16 protein-coding genes are annotated in these 20,478 nt (G+C 39.3%); 3 read left to right on the top strand and 13 right to left on the bottom strand.

The genetic code is table 11. The features are described 5' to 3' along the window. Window positions 1–57: 57 nt before the first annotated feature. The 7 genes from plsY to argC all read right to left on the bottom strand — a co-directional run bounded on the left by plsY (window position 58) and on the right by argC (window position 9,358). Entirely contained in the window at window positions 58–645 is a 588-nt protein-coding gene (gene plsY / locus IWB18_RS05150) for a glycerol-3-phosphate 1-O-acyltransferase PlsY (protein WP_195682545.1), read from the bottom strand. 90 nt (window positions 646–735) lie between these two features. Next, the gene (carB, locus tag IWB18_RS05145) at window positions 736–3,936 is read right to left on the bottom strand and encodes a carbamoyl-phosphate synthase large subunit (RefSeq protein WP_195682544.1); all 3,201 of its coding nucleotides are present in this window, start codon (window positions 3,934–3,936) and stop codon (window positions 736–738) included. Further along, entirely contained in the window at window positions 3,923–4,999 is a 1,077-nt protein-coding gene (locus tag IWB18_RS05140; protein ID WP_195682543.1) for a carbamoyl phosphate synthase small subunit, read from the bottom strand. Before IWB18_RS05140 ends, carB begins: the two co-directional genes overlap by 14 nt. After that, on the bottom strand, window positions 4,996–6,189 hold the full coding sequence (locus IWB18_RS05135; protein ID WP_195682542.1) for an aspartate aminotransferase family protein: 1,194 nt from the start codon (window positions 6,187–6,189) through the stop codon (window positions 4,996–4,998). The genes IWB18_RS05140 and IWB18_RS05135 overlap by 4 nt, the downstream gene beginning before the upstream one ends. Next, a complete protein-coding gene (argB, locus tag IWB18_RS05130; RefSeq protein ID WP_195682541.1) occupies window positions 6,179–7,060 on the bottom strand; it encodes an acetylglutamate kinase in 882 nt (293 codons plus the stop codon). The genes IWB18_RS05135 and argB overlap by 11 nt, the downstream gene beginning before the upstream one ends. A gap of 8 nt (window positions 7,061–7,068) precedes the next feature. Then, window positions 7,069–8,289 (bottom strand): bifunctional glutamate N-acetyltransferase/amino-acid acetyltransferase ArgJ, encoded by a 1,221-nt coding sequence (argJ, locus tag IWB18_RS05125; RefSeq protein ID WP_195682540.1) that lies wholly within the window; start codon window positions 8,287–8,289, stop codon window positions 7,069–7,071. Between the two features lie 25 nt (window positions 8,290–8,314). Further along, on the bottom strand, window positions 8,315–9,358 hold the full coding sequence (argC, locus tag IWB18_RS05120; RefSeq protein WP_195682539.1) for an N-acetyl-gamma-glutamyl-phosphate reductase: 1,044 nt from the start codon (window positions 9,356–9,358) through the stop codon (window positions 8,315–8,317). A gap of 257 nt (window positions 9,359–9,615) precedes the next feature. Here argC and IWB18_RS05115 point away from each other — a divergent pair, with 257 nt between their 5' ends. Beyond that, window positions 9,616–10,851, top strand: coding sequence for an argininosuccinate synthase (locus IWB18_RS05115; protein ID WP_408626596.1), 1,236 nt, complete (start codon window positions 9,616–9,618; stop codon window positions 10,849–10,851). Next, window positions 10,848–12,224, top strand: coding sequence for an argininosuccinate lyase (gene argH, locus IWB18_RS05110; protein WP_195682537.1), 1,377 nt, complete (start codon window positions 10,848–10,850; stop codon window positions 12,222–12,224). The genes IWB18_RS05115 and argH overlap by 4 nt, the downstream gene beginning before the upstream one ends. A gap of 64 nt (window positions 12,225–12,288) precedes the next feature. On the opposite strand, the gene IWB18_RS05105 is transcribed toward argH, so the two are convergent. From IWB18_RS05105 to rodA, 5 genes are all read right to left on the bottom strand, one after another. Beyond that, the gene (locus IWB18_RS05105) at window positions 12,289–12,807 is read right to left on the bottom strand and encodes a DUF2284 domain-containing protein (RefSeq protein ID WP_195682536.1); all 519 of its coding nucleotides are present in this window, start codon (window positions 12,805–12,807) and stop codon (window positions 12,289–12,291) included. Between the two features lie 111 nt (window positions 12,808–12,918). Next, window positions 12,919–14,382 carry a glutamate--tRNA ligase gene (gene gltX / locus IWB18_RS05100; protein WP_195682535.1) on the bottom strand — a complete coding sequence of 488 codons (1,464 nt, stop codon included), beginning with the start codon at window positions 14,380–14,382 and terminating at the stop codon, window positions 12,919–12,921. A gap of 43 nt (window positions 14,383–14,425) precedes the next feature. Then, on the bottom strand, window positions 14,426–15,109 hold the full coding sequence (locus tag IWB18_RS05095) for a TIGR03936 family radical SAM-associated protein (protein ID WP_195682534.1): 684 nt from the start codon (window positions 15,107–15,109) through the stop codon (window positions 14,426–14,428). After that, window positions 15,084–16,940 (bottom strand): TIGR03960 family B12-binding radical SAM protein, encoded by a 1,857-nt coding sequence (locus tag IWB18_RS05090; RefSeq protein ID WP_195682533.1) that lies wholly within the window; start codon window positions 16,938–16,940, stop codon window positions 15,084–15,086. Before IWB18_RS05090 ends, IWB18_RS05095 begins: the two co-directional genes overlap by 26 nt. A gap of 18 nt (window positions 16,941–16,958) precedes the next feature. Continuing rightward, complete coding sequence (gene rodA, locus IWB18_RS05085) at window positions 16,959–18,080, bottom strand: rod shape-determining protein RodA (protein ID WP_195682532.1); 1,122 nt, start codon at window positions 18,078–18,080, stop codon at window positions 16,959–16,961. Between the two features lie 151 nt (window positions 18,081–18,231). On the opposite strand from rodA, the gene IWB18_RS05080 reads away from it, so the two are divergent. Then, window positions 18,232–18,504, top strand: coding sequence for a YerC/YecD family TrpR-related protein (locus IWB18_RS05080; RefSeq protein WP_195682531.1), 273 nt, complete (start codon window positions 18,232–18,234; stop codon window positions 18,502–18,504). Between the two features lie 15 nt (window positions 18,505–18,519). On the opposite strand, the gene IWB18_RS05075 is transcribed toward IWB18_RS05080, so the two are convergent. Then, window positions 18,520–20,469, bottom strand: coding sequence for an NAD(+) synthase (locus tag IWB18_RS05075; RefSeq protein ID WP_225877768.1), 1,950 nt, complete (start codon window positions 20,467–20,469; stop codon window positions 18,520–18,522). Window positions 20,470–20,478 lie beyond the last annotated feature (9 nt).

Raw genomic sequence — 20,478 nt, 5'->3', positions numbered from 1 at the left:
CAAAATCGCATTATCCTTTAACTGCAATACTTTGAACTTATATGTTTTTTTGACTTATTATTTTTTTTGACCCAATTTATTTTCATTCCCCGAAAGTAGTCTCTTAATATTGCTCCTGTGCCTGTATATTGAGAATAAAGACACAATCACGGCGAAGCCCAGGCTTAACCCGATTCCTCTGATGAAAAATGTCATAACAGGAAAAATAGCCATTCCTGAAATTGATCCCAATGAAACATACTTTGTAGCAGCAATAATAAGTATCCCCAATAAAATGCATATGGAAGCCACCATGGGATCATATAGCAAAAATACACCGATGGATGTGGCAATCCCCTTGCCGCCCCTGAATCCCATCAGCATAGGCCAGTTATGTCCTGCTATCACTGCCAAGCCGCATAAAACGATGGTTATTTCACTTTGAGCAAATAATTGGCCCAGTAAAACTGCCGACGACCCCTTCAATACATCTCCAATCAAGACCATCGCTGCATATTTTTTGCCCAAAACTCTCAAAACGTTTGTTGTCCCAGCATTTCCACTTCCGAAATTTCTTATATCCTCTTTCAGCTTCAACTTTGTAAGAATATAAGCAAAAGAAATATTTCCAATAAAATATGAGATCAAAATCAGAACAATATCCATTGAATTTCCACCTTTTTTCAAGTATAACGAAAATCATTATAACACACTTTTCACATAAAATAATCAGATTGTAAAAAGTTTCTGATTTTTTTAAATCGATCTGTAATCTGAAATAGTCTTGTATTCCAATTTTTGTACCTTGTTTACTTCTTTCCAAGCCTCAAGATATGCAGTAGCCGTATCCAAAGAAGTAAAACAAGGCGTACCGAGACTCTGGCAGTAGCTTCTGATTTGAAAACCTTGTCGGAGGGGATCTTTTCCAATGGTCGGTGTATTGACAATTACTGAAATTTCCTTAGATTTGAGCATGGCTTTAATTTCATCCAAGTTTTTACCCTCCACACTTTCCACCTTCAAACCTTTCTCTTTTAGGAATTCCGCCGTTTTAGACGTTCCCAAAACAGTGCAACCGGCAGAAATGAATCCTTCCGCTACCCGGCAACCTTCCTCCTTGTCCCGATCATTTAGTGAAAACAGCACTTTTCCAGGTTTTTCAAATTTATTGCCTGAAGCTATAAAAGCTTTGGCCAAAGCATGTCCATAACTTCGATCGACCCCTAAAACTTCTCCGGTCGACTTCATTTCAGGTGTTAAAGCACTGTCCACATTCAACAACTTTTGAAAAGAAAACACTGGTGCTTTTACAGCTACAAAATCAATTTCCTGGTAAATTCCGATTCCCCAGCCCAAGTCAGACAAGTTTTCCCCAAGGATGACCCTTACAGCCATATCGATCATCGGAATCCCGGTAACCTTGCTTATGATCGGTACAGTTCTGGAAGCTCGCGGGTTTACCTCAATGACGTAAGGAATACCATTCTTCAACACAAACTGAATGTTCAGTATCCCCTTAACATTCAACGCTCGAGAAATTTTTTCTGTGTAACTAAGGATCATTTCTTTTTCGGGATCCGAAATGTTTTGCGGAGGATAAACGCTGATGCTGTCACCCGAATGAACACCGGTTCTTTCAATATGCTCCATTACACCTGGTATTAAAACATTTTTGCCGTCGCTAATAGCATCTACTTCAACTTCAATACCTTCTATGTACTCGTCAATCAATATTGGATGCTCCAGAGAAATAGCCGCAGCTTCGTTCAAGTACTTCAATAATTCCTCTTCTTCATAGACAACCTGCATGGCTCTTCCGCCTATTACATATGACGGTCTTACAAGTACAGGATATCCTATGACATTTGCAGCATCCACTGCTTCCTGGATGGATACAATGCCAAATCCTTTCGGCCTGCAAATTTCCAACTCTTCCAGCAGTCTGTCGAATCTTTTTCGATCTTCGGCAGCATCTATGGAATTAACACTGGTTCCCAAAATTTGCACTCCTCTTTCCATAAGTTTTGATGCAAGATTTATGGAAGTCTGACCGCCGAATTGTACAATTACACCTTTAGGAGTTTCTTTTCGCACCACATTGTAAACATCTTCGATGAAAAGCGGTTCAAAATAAAGCTTGTCCGCCGTATCAAAATCTGTACTCACGGTTTCAGGATTATTGTTTATTATTATACTCTCATAACCAAGTTTCTGGATTGCCCAAACTGCGTGGACTGAACAATAGTCAAACTCTATCCCCTGCCCTATCCTTATAGGTCCGGAACCCACTACGATAATTTTTTCTCTTTTGCTTATCTGGTTCTCATCTTCGGTTTCATATGTCGAATAATAGTAGGGGGTGTACGATTCAAACTCCCCTGCACATGTATCTACCATCTTGTACACAGGATAAATCCTATGTGCTCTCCGTATGGCATCTATGACTGCGTGGCTTTCACCAGTGAGAAGCTCGATTTCCCTGTCGCTAAATCCGAATCTCTCCGCCTTTGTCAACAATTCCCTGTCAAGGGGGTTCTCCATGAGCTCCTTCTCAGTTGCCGTGATGTTCTCAAACTTCTTGAGAAACCACTTGTCGATTTTTGTCTTACGCTGTATTTCTTCGATGGAAATATTTCTTCTTAGCGCTTCAAAAATAACAAATATCCTTTCGTCATCAACATTATCCAAGAACGAAATCAACTGATCATCGCTCATTCTTTGAAGATACTCTTTTCTCATGGAGACAACATTTCCCTCAAGAGAAATAACCGCTTTGAGAAGAGCACTTTCAAAGCTTCTGTCTATGGCCATTACCTCTCCGGTTGCTTTCATCTGCGTACCAAGCTTTCTATCTGCGTAATCGAATTTATCAAAAGGCCATTTGGGAATCTTTACCACCACATAGTCCAAGACAGGTTCAAAGGCTGCCTTGGTGCTTTTGGTCACGCTATTTTCTATTTCGTGAAGGTGCAATCCTATGGCGATCTTTGCGGCGATTTTCGCTATTGGGTAGCCTGCCGCCTTTGATGCCAAAGCAGAGGATCTGCTGACTCTGGGATTTACTTCTATTACTATATACTCTTCACTCTCAGGATTTAAAGCATATTGAACGTTGCAACCGCCTTCGATTTTAAGAGATTTGATGATCTTTAATGCCGATTTTCTCAACATATGGTATTCGTTGTCTGTCAAGGTTTGAGATGGTGCCACCACTATGCTGTCACCCGTATGGATCCCTACCGGATCAATATTCTCCATATTACAAATAATTATGCAGGTGTCGTTGGCATCCCTCATTACTTCGTATTCGATTTCTTTCCATCCTGCCACGCTCTGTTCAACAAGGACTTGTCCTATTCTAGAGAACATTATACCAGTGTGGATTACGTTTCTCAGCTCTTCTTCATTCCTTGCAATCCCGCCACCGGTTCCTCCCAAAGTATACGCAGGTCTTACAATAACTGGATATCCGGCTTCATTTGCAAAAGCAACACCATCTTCAACCGTGGATACTATTTCACTTCTTGGAATGGGTTCATTGATCTCATTCATTAAATCTCTGAAGCTTTCCCTGTCTTCCGCTTTTTTTATAGCTTCCAGAGAAGTCCCCAGTAGTTTGACTCCAAAACGTTTCAATACACCAGCCTCGTCGAGCTCCATTGCCAAATTCAGCCCGGTCTGTCCTCCCAAAGTGGGCAATATGCCATCGGGTCTCTCAGAATCTATAATACTTTCCAATGCCTCTACGGTGAGAGGTTCTATGTAAACCCTGTCGGCCATATTTTCATCTGTCATGATGGTTGCAGGATTACTGTTTACCAAAACCACGCTTATCCCCTCTTCTTTGAGGGCTTTGCAAGCTTGGGTCCCGGCATAGTCGAATTCTGCCGCTTGACCTATTATTATTGGCCCAGAGCCAATTACCATAACTTTTTTAATGTCTTTATTTTTGGGCATAATTTTCATCTTCCTTTATTTCATTTATCCATTCCCTTATTATTTCATGTCCGTCCACTGGTCCGGGACCTTCTTCTGGATGAAACTGTACAGCTTTGATATTGTATTTTGTATACTCAAAACCCTCAAAAGTATTGTCATTGATATTTTCATATGTTTTCACCACACCTGGCGGCAGGGTCTTTTCATTTACGGCATATCCATGATTCTGAGATGAAATAATCACTTTTCCAGTCTTCAAGTTTACTACCGGGTGATTGCCGCCTCGATGTCCAAATTTCATTTTATAGGTATCGGCTCCCAATGCCAGTGCAAGCAACTGATTCCCCAGGCATATACCCCTAATCGGCAACCTGCCCAGAACTTTTTTCAACACTTCTACTGTTTCCATGTTGTCTTTGGGATCTCCGGGTCCGTTTGAAACTACCAACCCGTCAAATTTTTCGCAAATTATCTCGTCCGCTGAAACATCTGCAGGGAGCATGGTTACTCTGCAGTCATTCTGAACCAATTGTCGAACTATGCCATTTTTGCATCCGAGATCCACAATTCCAATATTGACTTCGCCTGAGCTGACGACCAACTTTCTTTTTACACCAGCAGATTTTGCAGCGTCAGTGGGAAATTTATAATTTCTGATCTTGGATATATGATCAATGCCTTCTTCATATGCAAGAAGGCATCTCATTACTCCATTCTGACGAATTTTTTTCGTCAACATTCTGGTATCCAGTCCACAGATTCCTGGAACATCGTTCTCGACCAAGTAGTCGTTGATTCCCATACAAGATTTGAAATGACTGGGATAATCACAAAATTCTCTAACGATCAGTGATTCCACTTGAACTTTACTTGATTCATCATCGAATTTATTGATCCCATAATTGCCAATAATCGGGTATGTCATGACGACAGATTGTCCTTTATATGAGGGATCTGTCAGAATTTCCTGATATCCGGTCATCCCCGTGTTGAAAACAATTTCCGATACTGTTTCTTTGACTGCCCCAAAGGATTTCCCCTCCATGACAGAACCGTCTTCCAGGTAGAGAAAAGCTTTCATTCAAGTTCCTCCAGTACAGACTCCATGATCGATTTGAATTCATCGATTTCTTTTTCAGTTACGATCAAAGGCGGAACAAATCTGATTACGTTACTTCCTGCTCCAACCAACAGAAGACCCTTTTCCATAGCCTTGCCGACAATTTTTGAAGTTTCGATTCCATCTACCGAAATGCCCAGCATCAATCCCTCACCTTTTACATTTGTGATAAATTTTGATTTTTCTTTCAATTCATACAGGACTTCTTTTAGATGTTCTCCTTGGGTCGAAACATTTTCCATCAAACCATTTTCCATCAGTTCATCCAAAACTACCAAAGCAGCTGATGCAGACAATGCATTCCCACCGAATGTGGATGCGTGACTGCCTGGAACAAATGCATCTGCAAATTCTTTTTTTGCCAAGATTGCTCCCATTGGAACTCCCCCTCCCAATCCTTTGGCACATGCAACTATGTCAGGGTATACACCGAACTTTTGATAGGCAAACAACTTGCCTGTACGACCTATGCCGCTTTGCACCTCATCAAATATCAGTACGATATTTTCATCGTCACAAACGCTTCTTAAACCTTTCAAAAACTCAAGATCCGCAGGATTTATGCCACCTTCCCCCTGGATAGGCTCAACTATAATGGCTGCTGTGTCTTCATTGATCTTTGACTTTACATCGTCCAAATTATTGAATTCGGCAAATTCCACCGTTGGCATCAAGGGATTGAGATCCTTTTGATATTTGGTCTGACCTGTAGCCGAAATAGCTCCGAAAGTTCTTCCGTGGAAGGAGTTCTTCATCGATATTATCTTGTGAGCTTTTTCAGATTTGTTTTTTTTGCAATAGACCCTGCTTAATTTCAAAGCTGCTTCAACTGCTTCAGCACCACTATTGCAGAAAAACACTTTGTCCATTTCTGCGTAGTCGGTAAATTTTTCAGCAAGTTCTACAGCTGGTTCATTATAATAGAGATTTGATACATGCGTAAGCTTTTTTGCCTGTTCCGAGATTTTCTCGACCAATTTCTCATGACCGTAACCAAGAGCGTTTACTGCGATTCCTGCGACAAAATCAAGGTACTTTTTACCTGCATCATCGTACAAATAGCATCCTTTTCCATGATCGAAAACTATTGGGTATGAACCGTATGTGCTCATAACGTGTTTTTTTGCTTTTTCTATAGTTTTATTTTCCATCTTGATCCTCCGTTTTATAAATCATAGTTCCTATTCCTGAATTTGTAAAAAGTTCCAAGAGCAGACAGTGATCCTGTCTGCCGTCAAGGATATGTACGCTGTTTACCCCGTCCTCTATGCTTTTTCTGCAATTGTCCAATTTCGGTATCATCCCGCCTGTGATAGTTTTTTCCTCTTTCATGGATTCAATATCGTTCACATTTATTCTTGATATAAGAGTGTCCAAATCATTGATGTCTCTCAGCACGCCCTCTACATCAGTCAAATAAATGAGTTTCTCTGCTTTTAGCGATGAAGCAACGGCACTGGCCACGTAATCGGCGTTTATGTTGTAGGTGTGATTATTTTTATCAGTTGCAATCGGTGCAACAACGGGCACGAAGTCATCTTCGATCAAACTGATTATCAGTTCGGGATTTACCTGTTTGATTTCTCCCACCCATCCTATGTCTTTACCTCCAGGCATGTTTTTTTCAGCTTGAATAGTCATCCCGTCTTTACCACTTATACCTACTGCCTTGATTCCCTGTTGTTGAAACATTTGAACTATGCTCTTATTGATATTTCCGCTCAATACCATTTCAGCAATTTCCATTGTATCGTCATCTGTAACCCTCAATCCATCGATGAAAACACTTTCCTTTCCTATTTTGGAAAGCATCTCGTTTATTTTCTTTCCTCCACCGTGCACTACAACCGGCTTGATGCCTACCAGCTTCATCAGGGTTATATCCTTGATTACGGACATTTTTAGCTGTTCGTCTATCATGGCACTTCCGCCGTATTTTATGACGATTATTTTATTATTGAATTTTTTGATGTAAGGCAGAGCTTCCATCAATGTTTTCGCCTGATTTATATATTTGTCCATTTTTCCTCCTATGATCTATACTCTCCATTGATTTTTACGTATTCATAGCTTAGATCGCAACCCCAACCGGTAGCTGAAGCCTGGCCGTCTTCCAGGGATATATTTATTTTAATGTCTCTATTTTGAAGTATCCCATATGCGAAATCCTCGTCAAAAGCAATGGGCAAGCCCTCTTTCATAAGGATTATCTTTTGACCACCACCTTCGAATTCCAGGCTGGTTCCCTCCGGATCAAAATCTGCTTCGGAATAACCCATTGCACAAAGGATTCTTCCCCAGTTAGCGTCCTCTCCGAACATGGCTGTTTTTACGAGATTTGACGTCAAGACACTTTTCACAAGCATTCTGGCATCATCTTCCGTTTTTGCACCTTCCAGTGTTACTTCCAAAAATTTGCTCGCTCCTTCGCCATCTTTCACGATTTCTTTGGCCAAATGTTCATTGACATGATATAGCGCTTTGTAAAATTTATGAAAATCATTGTTTTCATCAGTAATAGCCGGATTTTGTGCCATTCCGTTTGCCATGACCATAACCATGTCATTCGTACTGGTATCTCCATCCACTGAAATCATATTGTAAGTATCTTTTCCTATCTCCTTGAGAGCTTTTCTCAATAGATCCTGGCTTATGTCCACATCCGTAGTTATAAAGGATAACATGGTGGCCATATTGGGATGTATCATTCCAGATCCTTTGGCCATTCCGGAGATCGTTACTACCTTGCCCCCGATCTCTGTTTCAACGGTGATCACTTTCATCGTCGTATCTGTTGTCATTATGGCTTCCGATGCATTCAAACCCGATGTCATTTCATCACTTACTTCCTTGGCAAGAACACTTATTCCTTCAGTTATAAGCTCAATGGGCAAAGGAACTCCGATAACTCCGGTAGAGGCTACAAACACCTCTTCAGGCTGGCACTCTAGCGCTTTTGCTGTAGCTGATGCCATTTTCTCAGTATCTTCACTGCCCCTCACCCCTGTGCAAGCGTTGGCATTTCCGCTGTTAACGACGATGGCTTTAATTGGTTTTTCACTATCGTAAATCTTCATATTCCACAATACCGGAGCTGCCTTCACCTTATTTGTAGTAAACATGGCCGCAAAGACAGCTGGCTTTTCACTGAAAACTATAGCCAGATCTTTTCTCTTCTTTTTCACACCTATATGTTTCCCTGCAGCTTTAAATCCTGCAGGTTTATTTATTGCTCCTTCAACTATATGCATTTCATGTACCTCCTTTAAAATTTTATCAAGCCGGAAAAATGGGAACATGGATCAGTCCCGTTCCTTCGTCCAGTCCGAAAATAATGTTCATATTCTGTATGCCCTGACCCGCCGCTCCTTTAACAAGATTGTCGATAGCGCCTATTGCAACAAGAGTATTCGTTCTTTTGTCCAATTTCAATCCTATGTCACAATAGTTGGATCCCTTGACCCATTTAGTTTCAGGAAGGATTCCTTCTTTCAAAATTCTTACAAAACCACTTTCTCTATAGTAATTATTATATAATTCGCGAATTTCATTTTCCTCCATATCCTCATTTAATCTTATATAACAAGTTGCCAGGATTCCTCTGTTCATAGGTGCCAAATGCGGTGTAAATAGAAGCCTTATACCCTTGCCACCGATTTGACTTAGCTGTTCCTCGATTTCCGGAGTATGCCTGTGTGCCGCCACGCTGTATGCCTTGATCGATTCATTGCATTCCGTGTAATGGGTTCCCAAATTAAGTCCCCTGCCTGCTCCAGAAACCCCAGACTTGGCGTCGATCACTATGGAATCGCTGTCGAAAGCTTCATTCCCCATGACAGGTGCCAAAGTCAATATGCTACAGGTAGTGTAACATCCAGGATTTGCTATAAGATCATATTCCTTGATCCTGCTTTTTTTGATTTCACATAAACCATAAATGCTCTTTTTAATCAGTTGGGGACTCTCATGACGAGTTTTGTACCAGTTTTCATACTCCTCCACATCGCCCAGCCTGTAATCTGCTCCCATGTCTATTACCTTGACTTTTTTTATCAATTCTTCAGTAACAAGATGGGAAGCCACTCCGTGTGGCAGTGCTAAAAATATTACATCAGAATCTTCCGCAATCTTTTCCAGATCTTGTTCGACAAAGGGTTTTACAAATATATCTCTATAATTGCCATACATGTCGTCAAACTGCTCCCCAACCTTGCTTGTGGAAGTGACATGGACTATTTCAACTTCAGGATGTGCAATCAAAAGCCTTATCAATTCCTGCCCTACATATCCTGATGCACCTACAACACTTGCTCTAATCATTTTTATACCTCTTTTCTTAATTAAGTATTCAATAATACTATATAATTATTCGCAATTCCTATATAATGTAATAAGACTTCCAGGGAAAAGGACCCTTGGTGGTCTTTAATTTCTCAAAGAGCTACCACATTCTTTATGTCACATAATTATACATATACTTAACTGTTATATCAAGTATTTTTTAAATATTATTGCATATTATGCATTTATGTTGTATAATTATGCTTATTGAAAATTGAAAATCATGGAGGTAATAAATTACAATGAAAAAGAAAGTTATTTTAGCATATTCCGGTGGTCTCGATACTACCACTATCATACCCTGGTTAAAGGAAAATTACGATTATGAAGTTATCGCCGTATGCATCGATGTGGGACAAGGTCAAGAAATCGATGGGTTGGAAGAAAGAGCACTTATGTCCGGCGCCAGCAAATTATACATAGACGATGTGACCGATATTTTTGTCAATGATTATGTGATCCCAACCTTGAAGGCGGGAGCAGTATACGAAAACAAATATCTTCTGGGTACTGCCATAGCAAGACCACTCATAGCTGAAAGATTAGTTCATTACGCCCTGAAAGAAGATGCTGAAGCCATCTGTCACGGAGCTACCGGAAAGGGCAACGACCAAGTTAGATTCGAGCTTACAATAACTGCCCTGGCTCCTCATTTGAAAATTATCGCCCCATGGAGAATTTGGGATATCAAGTCTCGTGAAGATGCGATCCAGTATTGCATAATGCACGACATCAAACTTAACATGAACAAAGACACAAGCTACAGCAGAGACAAAAATCTTTGGCATTTGAGTCATGAAGGTCTTGAACTTGAAAACCCGGCAATAGAGCCAAACCAGAAAAAAATCCTGCAAATGTGCAATACCATCGAAGATGCGCCAGACGAAAGCGAATACGTGAGTATAGAGTTTGAGGAAGGAACTCCAATTTCGATAAATGGAATGAAAATGGACGGAACTTCGATATTGAGAACTCTGAATTCATTGGGAGGAAAACACGGCATAGGAGTGATCGATCTAATTGAAAACCGTGTGGTCGGAATGAAATCCCGTGGAATATATGAAACTCCCGGCGGCACAATACTTTATAAAGCGCACCAAGAACTTGAACACTTGTGTCTGGATAAGGAAACTTATTCCTTCAAGCAGATCGTAGCAACCAAATTTTCAGAGATGGTATACAACGGACAGTGGTTTACGCCTTTGAGAGAAGCACTGAGCGCTTTTGTAAATGAAACTCAGAAGGTTATTACCGGATCTGTACGTTTTAAGCTTTACAAGGGAAATATCGTTCTTGCAGGTATAGAATCTCCTTTTTCTCTTTACAATGAAGAAATTTCCAGTTTTGATACGGGTGAATTATACAACCATAAAGATGCTGAAGGCTTTATAAAACTATTTGGCCTTCCACTGAAAGTAAGAGCATTGATGAAAGAAAAAAACAACATGGCATATGAGGATGTGAAAGAATGAAGCTTTGGGGTGGAAGATTCACAAAAGAAACTAACCCGCTGACAGATGATTTCAATTCGTCCATACACTTTGATCACATATTGTATCCTTACGATATAAAAGGCAGTATAGCACATGCCCAAATGCTCGGAAAACAAAACATCATTTCCGAAGCTGAGAGTCGTGTCATCGTTTCAGGACTTAAAGAAATTTTATCAGATATCGAAGAAGGCCAAGTAGAATTTGATGTTTCTGCCGAAGATATCCACATGAATATTGAAAAACTTCTTATCGACAAAATTGGAGAGGTTGGAAAGAAGCTTCATACAGGACGAAGCAGAAATGATCAAGTAGCTCTTGACATGAAGATGTACGTCAAAGATCAAATACAATCCATTGATAAAATGCTGAAGAACCTGCAACAGGTTTTGTACGAAATGGCAATGGAACACATCGATACTATCATGCCTGGTTATACTCATCTTCAGAAGGCACAGCCAGTAACACTGGCTCATCATCTTACAGCATATTTCGAGATGTTCAAGCGTGACAGGCTAAGACTGCAAGACTGCTATAAAAGAACAAATGTCATGCCTCTTGGTTCCAGTGCATTGGCAAGTACTACCTATGACTTGGATAGAGAAATGGTCGCAGATTTGCTGAATTTTGACAGTATAACACTTAACAGCATGGACGGTGTCAGTGATAGAGATTATGCCATCGAATTTTTAAGCGCTTTATCCATGATAATTATGCATCTCAGCAGATTCAGCGAAGAAATTATATTATGGTGTTCCGATGAGTTTGATTTTATCAAACTGGATGACGAATTCAGTACTGGAAGCAGCATAATGCCTCAAAAGAAAAACCCTGACATTGCAGAATTGGTAAGGGGCAAAACTGGTAGAGTTTTTGGAGATTTGATTGGACTATTGACCACCATGAAAGGCATTCCCCTGGCATATAACAAAGATATGCAGGAAGACAAGGAAGCTGTTTTTGATGGAGTCAAAACCCTATCCATGTGCCTTCCTATTTTTACAGACATGGTCAAAACCATGAAAATCAACAAGAAATCCATGTACCTTGGAGCAAAAAAAGCTTTTACAAATGCTACTGATGCTGCGGATTGGCTGGTTAAGAAAGGCATGCCCTTTAGAGAAGCTCATGGAGTGATAGGAAAGTTGGTCTTGACCTGTATCGAAAAAAACAAAAACATTGAGGACTTGACACTGGCCGAATTCAATGAAATTTCATCTGTATTTGACGAATCCATATACGATGATATAACCATAGAAGCATGCGTTAACAACAGAAAGGTGTTGGGCGGACCTTCTCCCGACGCCATGAAAAAGGTTCTTGATATCAACAAAAAATATCTTATGGAAAGCTGAAATTCAAACAGGCCCTTGTCCGCATTTTAAACAGACAAGGGCCTATAATTTTTTAATCAAGATTTTAAAACAGCACGCCACCCATATAAGTCATGGTATTGGGGCCGTTATTGTATTTAAGTCCGTTGTCCTTCATCAGCTTGACTACTTCTATTCCGTATGCTTCAAGTGATATGATCATGTCTTCAGGTCTTCTGCAAGGTTCATCCGGATAAGTACATTTTCTGCAAAGGCTGCATCCTCCTGCTCCTAATATCAAATATTCGGTTTTCCCTTTAAGGATCTTGTTCAACTTTACCAATCTTTCTTGAAAGTCTTCGATCCCCTCTATCATTCCTTCAAAATCCATACTGTCCTCCAATTGATAAACGTTGGACAACATAATAAAATTATCGAATCTGTCAAATGTCTTTTTTATTTCATCAAGGGGTGCCAATGCCGGGGGACAAGCCCAGTTTTTGTTATATTGGCCACATTGATTTCTTTCGCACATTTTTCTGACTTCGATGTTCAAAGAAATAGATTCTCTTGGAATCAGGTCAGCATTGTCAAATAATTTTTTTGCTTCTTCTTGAACGTTCATAGTTTCCCTCCATAAAATGTAATGGTTTACCTGTTCATTTTACCACATTAAATAATTTTGTGATACTTATCAATAAAAAAAATCTCATAAAATGAGATTCTTTTTAAATATTTATCTATTGTAGCTACTGAATCTTTTAATGGTTTCATCCTTGCCTAGGATGCTCATTATCTTCATCAAATCAGATCCGTGCATGGATCCTGTAGCTATTATTCGTGCCGGCATGAACAAATTCTTTCCTTTAATGCCATATTCCTTTTGAATTTCCTTGAATAGAGACTTGAGATTCTCCGGACTAAAGTCTTCCAATTCAGACATTTTTTCAACCGCTGCCTTCGCTAGAACAGGCGTGCTGTCCAAATTAAGCATTTCAGTAACTTCTTCAGAGTTTTCCAAATTGTATTCGAATATGCTCTTCATTTCATCTTTAATATCAGAAAACTTGTCCATTTTCTCAATAAATGTATCTACGATCCTTACCAAGTATTCAAACCTTTCGATTTCATCTGCCTTGGTTACATAACCTGTTTCCAACATAAAAGGCAAAGCCGATTTTGTGGCGTCTTCCAATGTCATCTTTCTTATATATTCACCATTCATCCAGTTTAACTTGTTAACGTCAAAAACTGCACCTGATTTATTTACTCTTTTTATGTCAAAGTGTTCGACAAGCTCCTCCATGGAGAATATCTCTTCATTTACATCGGGGCTCCATCCCAACAGCGCAATGTAGTTGATCAACGCTTCAGGCAGATAACCTTTGGCCAAAAAATCCTCTACTGCTACGTCCCCTTGTCTTTTGCTTAGTTTTTTCTTGTCCGGATTTAATATATTCGGCAAATGAACATATACAGGTTTTTCCCATCCGAAAGCCTCGTAGAGCAGTACATGCTTGGGAGTGGATGGCAACCATTCCTCTCCTCTAATTACGTGAGTAATCTTCATCAAGTGGTCGTCTATGACTACAGCAAAATGATAAGTGGGAAACCCGTCAGATTTGACAAGGACTTGGTCATCGACTTCATCGCTGTTGATACATATTTCCCCTCTTACCTCATCATAAAAACTGATATTGTGATTTTCAGGCATCTTCAACCTTATTACATAATCTTCGCCATTAGCTATCCGCTCCTTGACTTGTTCGGAGGTAAGTGTTCTACAATGACCGTCATATTTCGGAGTCTGATTTGCTTTTCTCTGTTCCTCTCTTAATTCTTCAAGTCTTTCCCTGGAACAAAAACAATGATAAGCGTGCCCCTCGTCAATAAGCCTTTGTATATGATCTTTGTAAATGTCCAATCTTTCAGATTGAATGTACGGACCGTATTCCCCTTTTTGAATCAGTTTTTCGCCTTCAAAAGTGGGTCCTTCATCATGAACGATGCCGGTAGTCTCCAAACATTTTATGAGGTTGACCATGGAATCTTCAATCAGTCTCTTTTGATCAGTATCTTCTATCCGCAGTATATAGCTGCCGTTATTTTTCTTTGCAAATAAATAATTGTACAAGGCCGTTCTTAGAGATCCTATATGCACGTATCCTGTAGGGCTAGGTGCAAATCTGACTCTTGTCATTTAAATTCCTCCCTTAAATATATGATTTTAAGTAAATCTAAAATTAAATACGTTCCCTTAAGTTTGATTTGCCTAGAAAAGTTCTTTTAGTTAAAAATCCAAACTCCCAGTCAAATAAAATTTTTTCAGGATCCAAAATCCCAATCACTACATCCGGTCGCAAATTCTCTTTGCTGCCTGTGGAAAGTCTCATTCCCAACTTTATTTTAGAATTTTCAATCACCAAATCAAGGTCTTTTATCAAAGGTCTGATCTCTTTTTCGTTATATCGACCTTTTTTATTCCTTTTTCTATATTTGATGCTTTCCTCTCCTAAAATAGTTTTTACGGCATCCTCAAGTTTTTTTGAGTCCTCGGAATTTAACAACTTTGCATTGATGGTGTACTCACTTTCTTCAATCAATGAAGTGAGCGACTGCATTTTTTGATTGGTTACCAGTGCATTGACTGCAGTAAATCCTTCCGGTGAAGATTTGTTGATTCTACTAATCATCTCATCAGGATCGACATGATTTTCCAATTCCACGTCAAAGTACTCACAATCGGAAAGCATTCCTACAGACATAGCCATGGCAAATGCAAGCTTGGGGTGCGGATTGAATCCTTCGCTGTATTTCATGGGAATATGAGCTCTTCTAAGTATTCTCTGTACCATCCGTTGCATGTCTAAATGTGAAATAAATCTGATTTCGTTTCCGCGCTTAAACTTGACTCTTGCTGTATACATGGCATTTCCATCCTTCTTCAAATTCGTTAAATCCACAATTCTCACATTTGAATTTACAAAATCCAGTCAATTTACCTTGAAGTGCCTTTTGATATTCCTTGGCAAGAAAAGCCTTTGTTACTCCCATATCAATAAAATCCCAAGGGAACAGCTCATCTACAGATCTTTCTCTAGCTGTATAGAAATCAGGATCGATACCTTCTTCTTTAAAAGCTTCAAGCCACTTTTCATAGTTGAAATGCTCCTTTGATCCATCGAATTTGCAACCTTTTTTAAAGGCTGAGTACAAGACTTTTGCCAACTTTCTGTCCCCTCTGGCAAAAACACCTTCGAGATAACTCACTTTCGGATCGTGCCAGCTGTAGTTGATCATCTTACTGCGCATATTATCGATAAGATATCGTTGCTTTTCAGTAATTTCTTCGATAGTATCTTGTCTTACCCACTGGAAAGGCGTGAATGCCTTTGGAACAAATGAGGAAGTGGAAACCACCACTTTAATTTTTTTATTTTTTTTCTCGCTCTTAGTTTCAAAATATTTGTCCAGAACCTTGTAGCCGAGCTTGGCGATCCCGTCTACGTCTTCCATTGTTTCAGTAGGCAGACCTATCATGAAATAAAGTTTGACATGCCCCCATCCCAAATCAAAAGCCTCACTTACCGAACTTATCAGATCCTCTTCCGTCACACCTTTGTTAATGACATCTCTCATTCTCTGAGTTCCAGCTTCCGGGGCAAAAGTCAATCCAGTTTTTCTAACCTGTTGTATTTTTTCTGCTGTCTGAATTGAAAAACTGTCTATCCTCAATGAGGGCAAACCTACAGCTATCCTTTTTTCAGCGTACTTTTCCATGAGATAGTCAGTCAGCTCAGGAAGACATGTATAATCCATGGTACTCAATGAAGACAATGATATTTCTTCATAACCGGTGCTTTCAATTAAAGCATCTGCATCTTTTTTTAAAGTTTCAAGACTTTTTTCTCTTAATGGTCTGTAAATCATTCCTGCTTGACAGAATCTACACCCTCTTGTACATCCCCTAAACAACTCCAGCAAACTTCTATCATGAACGATCTCAATATAAGGCACGACAAAATTGTCTGGATAATATATATTATCCAGATCTTTTACGAACCTTTTTTTAATCATTTCAGGTACTTCCGCTTCAACTGCATCGAATCTTTTTAACGTTCCATCGTCATTGTATTCCGCTTTGTAAAACTCGGGAACGTAAACTCCCTGAATTCTTGCAGCTGCTTTTAAGAAGCTCTTTCTATTATAATTATTTTTATGAGTACTATATAGATCCATCAACTCGGACAATACTTCTTCGCCTTCACCTATTATAACCATGTCTGCAAATTCAGCTATGGGTTCGGGGTTGTAGGCGCATGGTCCGCCAAAGATTATCAATGGTGATCTTTCATCCCTGTCTTTGGCAAAAATCTGTACGCCGGCTAAATCCAGCATATTCAAAATATTTGTATAACTCATCTCATATTGCAAAGTAAAACCTACAAAATCAAACTCACTTACCGGTGTTTGTGTTTCAAGTGAGAATAAAGGTATCTCATTCTCTCTCATCAAGTCTTCCATATCTGTCCATGGTGCAAAAACTCTTTCACAATATACATCTTCTCTATCATTTAGCATCGAGTATAATATCTTTATCCCAAGGTGAGACATACCTACTTCATAGACATCGGGAAAACCCATACAAAATCTTATGGTGCCTTCATTTATACTTTTTTTGATACTGTTCACTTCATTTCCCGTATATCTAGCCGGAGTTTCAACCAATGGGAGCAATTTTTCCAATCTTTCCTTCATCAACAGTTCCTTTCCAATTTAAAAATTAATTTGATGCCGTCTCATATTTACATTCAATACCATTCCGACTGCCAGTAGATTTGTCATCAACGAACTACCTCCATAGCTTAGAAAGGGCAAAGTTATTCCTGTTATAGGCATGATTCCCATAGTCATCCCGACATTTTCAAAAATTTGAAACATAAACATAAAGCACACACCTGAAATTATCAAAGTACCAAATTCATCTCTAGCGGTCTTTGCATCTTTCAGCAACCTGAATAAAAAGGTGAATAATAATAAAACCACCAAGGATGCACCGATGAAACCGGCGGTTTCAGAAATCACCGAAAAAATGAAATCAGTCCACTGAGCAGGCAAGTAATTCAGTTTGGTCATAGTATTTTCTGCAGCGACTCCTTTGCCGAACAACCCACCTGATCCCACTGTGATCATGGATTGTAAGGCATGATATCCTTCCCCCAATGGATCACTTGCAGGATTGAATACAGTTATTATCCTGTTTTTCTGAAAGTCCTGCATAAAATAGTTCCAAAATATGGGAAACCCAATGATAAAAACACCAATAAGGCTGTAATAATATTTCATATTGAGTCCTGCAATAAAAAGCATACCGGCAGCAGTGAACAAAAACACTATTGATTGGCCCAAGTCAGGCTGTATAAACACAAATAGTACCGGTACGAGTATAAATCCGACAAGCAACAAAACATCTGAGAGTTTATCAAGTTTATTTTTTCTGATGTCCAACAATTTTGCAAAAGATATTATGAATCCAAGTTTTGCAATTTCCGATGTCTGAAATTCCATAACTCCCAGATCTATCCATCCTCTTGTACCTTTGTTTACTATTCCTAATCCAGGCACATACACCAGCAACAGCACAATTATGGAGATCACATAAACGTGTATCCAGTACTGGCCAAGGGTCTTATAATCCAACATGGTGATCATAATCATTCCAGCAATCCCCAATCCAAAAGCCAGCAATTGCCTGAATATGAATGAAGATGATTCCCCCGCTAAAAAGTTTTCAGTATTGGTAGCCACATTGATTGCAAACAATCCGATAGCAAACAGGACTACAACAATAAACAAAAGAAAGAAATCTAATTTCTTTAAATACTTGATCCATTCCATAAATTCACCTTCTCCATTGATCAACCAATGAATTATACCACAAAATTATTTATCAAACATTAAAAACATTTATTGCTTTACTGCTTTAGTTTAATAAAGTATAATCTACTTAAAGCCATTTTTTCGGCAATAAAGTTTTGGAGGAATAAATTTGGACAAAAACAAGTTTCAATTACTGCTAAAATGTCTTATATCTCTGGAAAACGAAGATGAAGTTTCCGATTTCCTCGAAGATCTCTGTACAATCAAAGAAATAGAAGATATGCAACATCGCCTTGAAATTGCACAGGGACTCAATAACGGCAAAACTTTTTCAGAGATTCAAGAAATTACAGGAGCAAGTTCAACAACGGTCAGCAGGGTCAGCAGATGTCTGAAATATGGAGAAGGATACAAACAGATCCTCGCTAAAATCAACAAATAAACATCCACAACCCATTTAAATACTGTCTTTGATTATTTTCAATTCGGTCTCCCAGACTTTCACCGATGCATCGCTTGGCATTCTCCAATCACCCCTTGGCGATAAATTTATAGAACCTACCTTAGGTCCATCTGGAAGACATGACCTTTTAAATTGTTGAGAAATAAACCTGTAGCAGAACTTTTCAAGCCATTTGTACAGTATTTCATCAGCATACTGATCGTCAAAGGCCAGTTTTGCCAATTCAAAAATTTTCCCCGGTGTAAAACCAAATCTTATTCCATAATATAAATAGAAGTCATGAAGTTCGTAAGGTCCAACTACTTCTTCAGTCTTTTGAGAAATCAAACCCTGATCGTCAGGGGGCAACAACTCGGGACTAACAGGCGTATCTAAAATATCGTATAAGGTCTCTTTGACCTCCTGAAGGCTATTGTCTGCTATCCATTTCACCAAATATCTAACCAATGTTTTTGGAATACCACTGTTTACCCCATACATCGACATATGATCGCCATTATATGTAGCCCATCCCAGTGCCAACTCTGAAAGATCACCAGTTCCCACTACTAATCCATTGTCCCTGTTTGCCACATCCATTAAAATTTGAGTTCTTTCCCTGGCTTGAGAATTTTCATATGTCACATTGTGTACCTGTGGATCATGCCCTATATCCTTAAAATGCTGTAAAGTAGCGTCAACGATAGATATCTCTTCATAATAAACATTCAAATTCTTCATAAGATTCAATGCGTTATTGTATGTTCTGTCCGTAGTTCCAAACCCCGGCATTGTTATGGCTCTAACGGTTTTTCGATCTATACCCAATCTGTCGCATGTTTTCACACAAACCAGTAGTGCCAGCGTTGAATCCAAACCACCCGAAATGCCTACAACCAAACCTTTACTTGCGGTGTGCACCAATCTCTTGGCTAAAGCACTTATCTGTATGTTGAATATTTCTTCGCACCTATGATTTCTGTCGTAAGTATTAAAAGGAACAAAAGGGTGCTTCCATACGATTCTGTCTATTTTCTTTATTTTATCCGGCAAACTAAAAGATATGATCTTGTATGAGCTATCCTCCGCAGGATTATTCATATGAAACGACCCTTGTTTTTTGATTCTTTCGCCTGCCAATCGGTTTATGTCCACATCTGCATAAATCGACTCGCTTTCCAAAGAAAATCTTTCACTCTCTTTCAGTTTGACTCCATTCTCGCATATGATTGCGCCTCCACCGTAAACAACATCAGTGGTGGACTCGCCATATCCTGCAGATGAATAGCAATAAGCCCCCATTATTCTGGCGGATTGATTTCTCACCAGTTCATTTCTATAATCATTTTTGCCTACTAAATCGTTGCTTGCAGAAGGATTTAAAATCACAGTTGCTCCCCTAAGTGATTGATAGCTGCTCGGTGGGATCGGAACCCATAAGTCCTCGCATATCTCTACCCCTACAATTAGATTTGGATCCGTTGAATTTTGGAAAAGAATTTTGTGACCTATTTCAACACTTTGTTCCGCATAGTTTATTTTGGTATTTTCCACAAAATCAAATCCGCTGGAAAACCAGCGTTTTTCGTAAAATTCGTTGTATTCAGGCAAGTATAGCTTGGGAATGACTCCGAGTATGGATCCATTCTGAATAGCGACAGCACAATTGTATAACCTGTTAAAAATCCTTACAGGCGCTCCTACCACCACCAACTGCTTTTTGTCGCGGGTTTGTCCCACAATTTGCGCCACTGCTTTCTCAGCCTCAATAACAAGCGCATCTTGAAAAAACAAGTCTGCACAAGTATAGCCAGTTATGCAAAGTTCGGGAAAAACTTGAATATCCACATCCTGCTTGTCTGCATCTTTCATCATCTTGATTATTTCACTTGAATTAAAACCCACATCAGCAACTTTGACTTCCGGTGTAGAACACATAATTCTATAAAATCCAAATCTTTCCAAAATATACCA

Source organism: Alkalibacter mobilis (assembly GCF_015594845.1).
Lineage (GTDB): Bacteria > Bacillota > Clostridia > Eubacteriales > Alkalibacteraceae > Alkalibacter > Alkalibacter mobilis.
The sequence above is the reverse complement of the archived record's forward strand: the minus strand, read 5'-3'. Positions and strand labels throughout refer to the sequence as shown.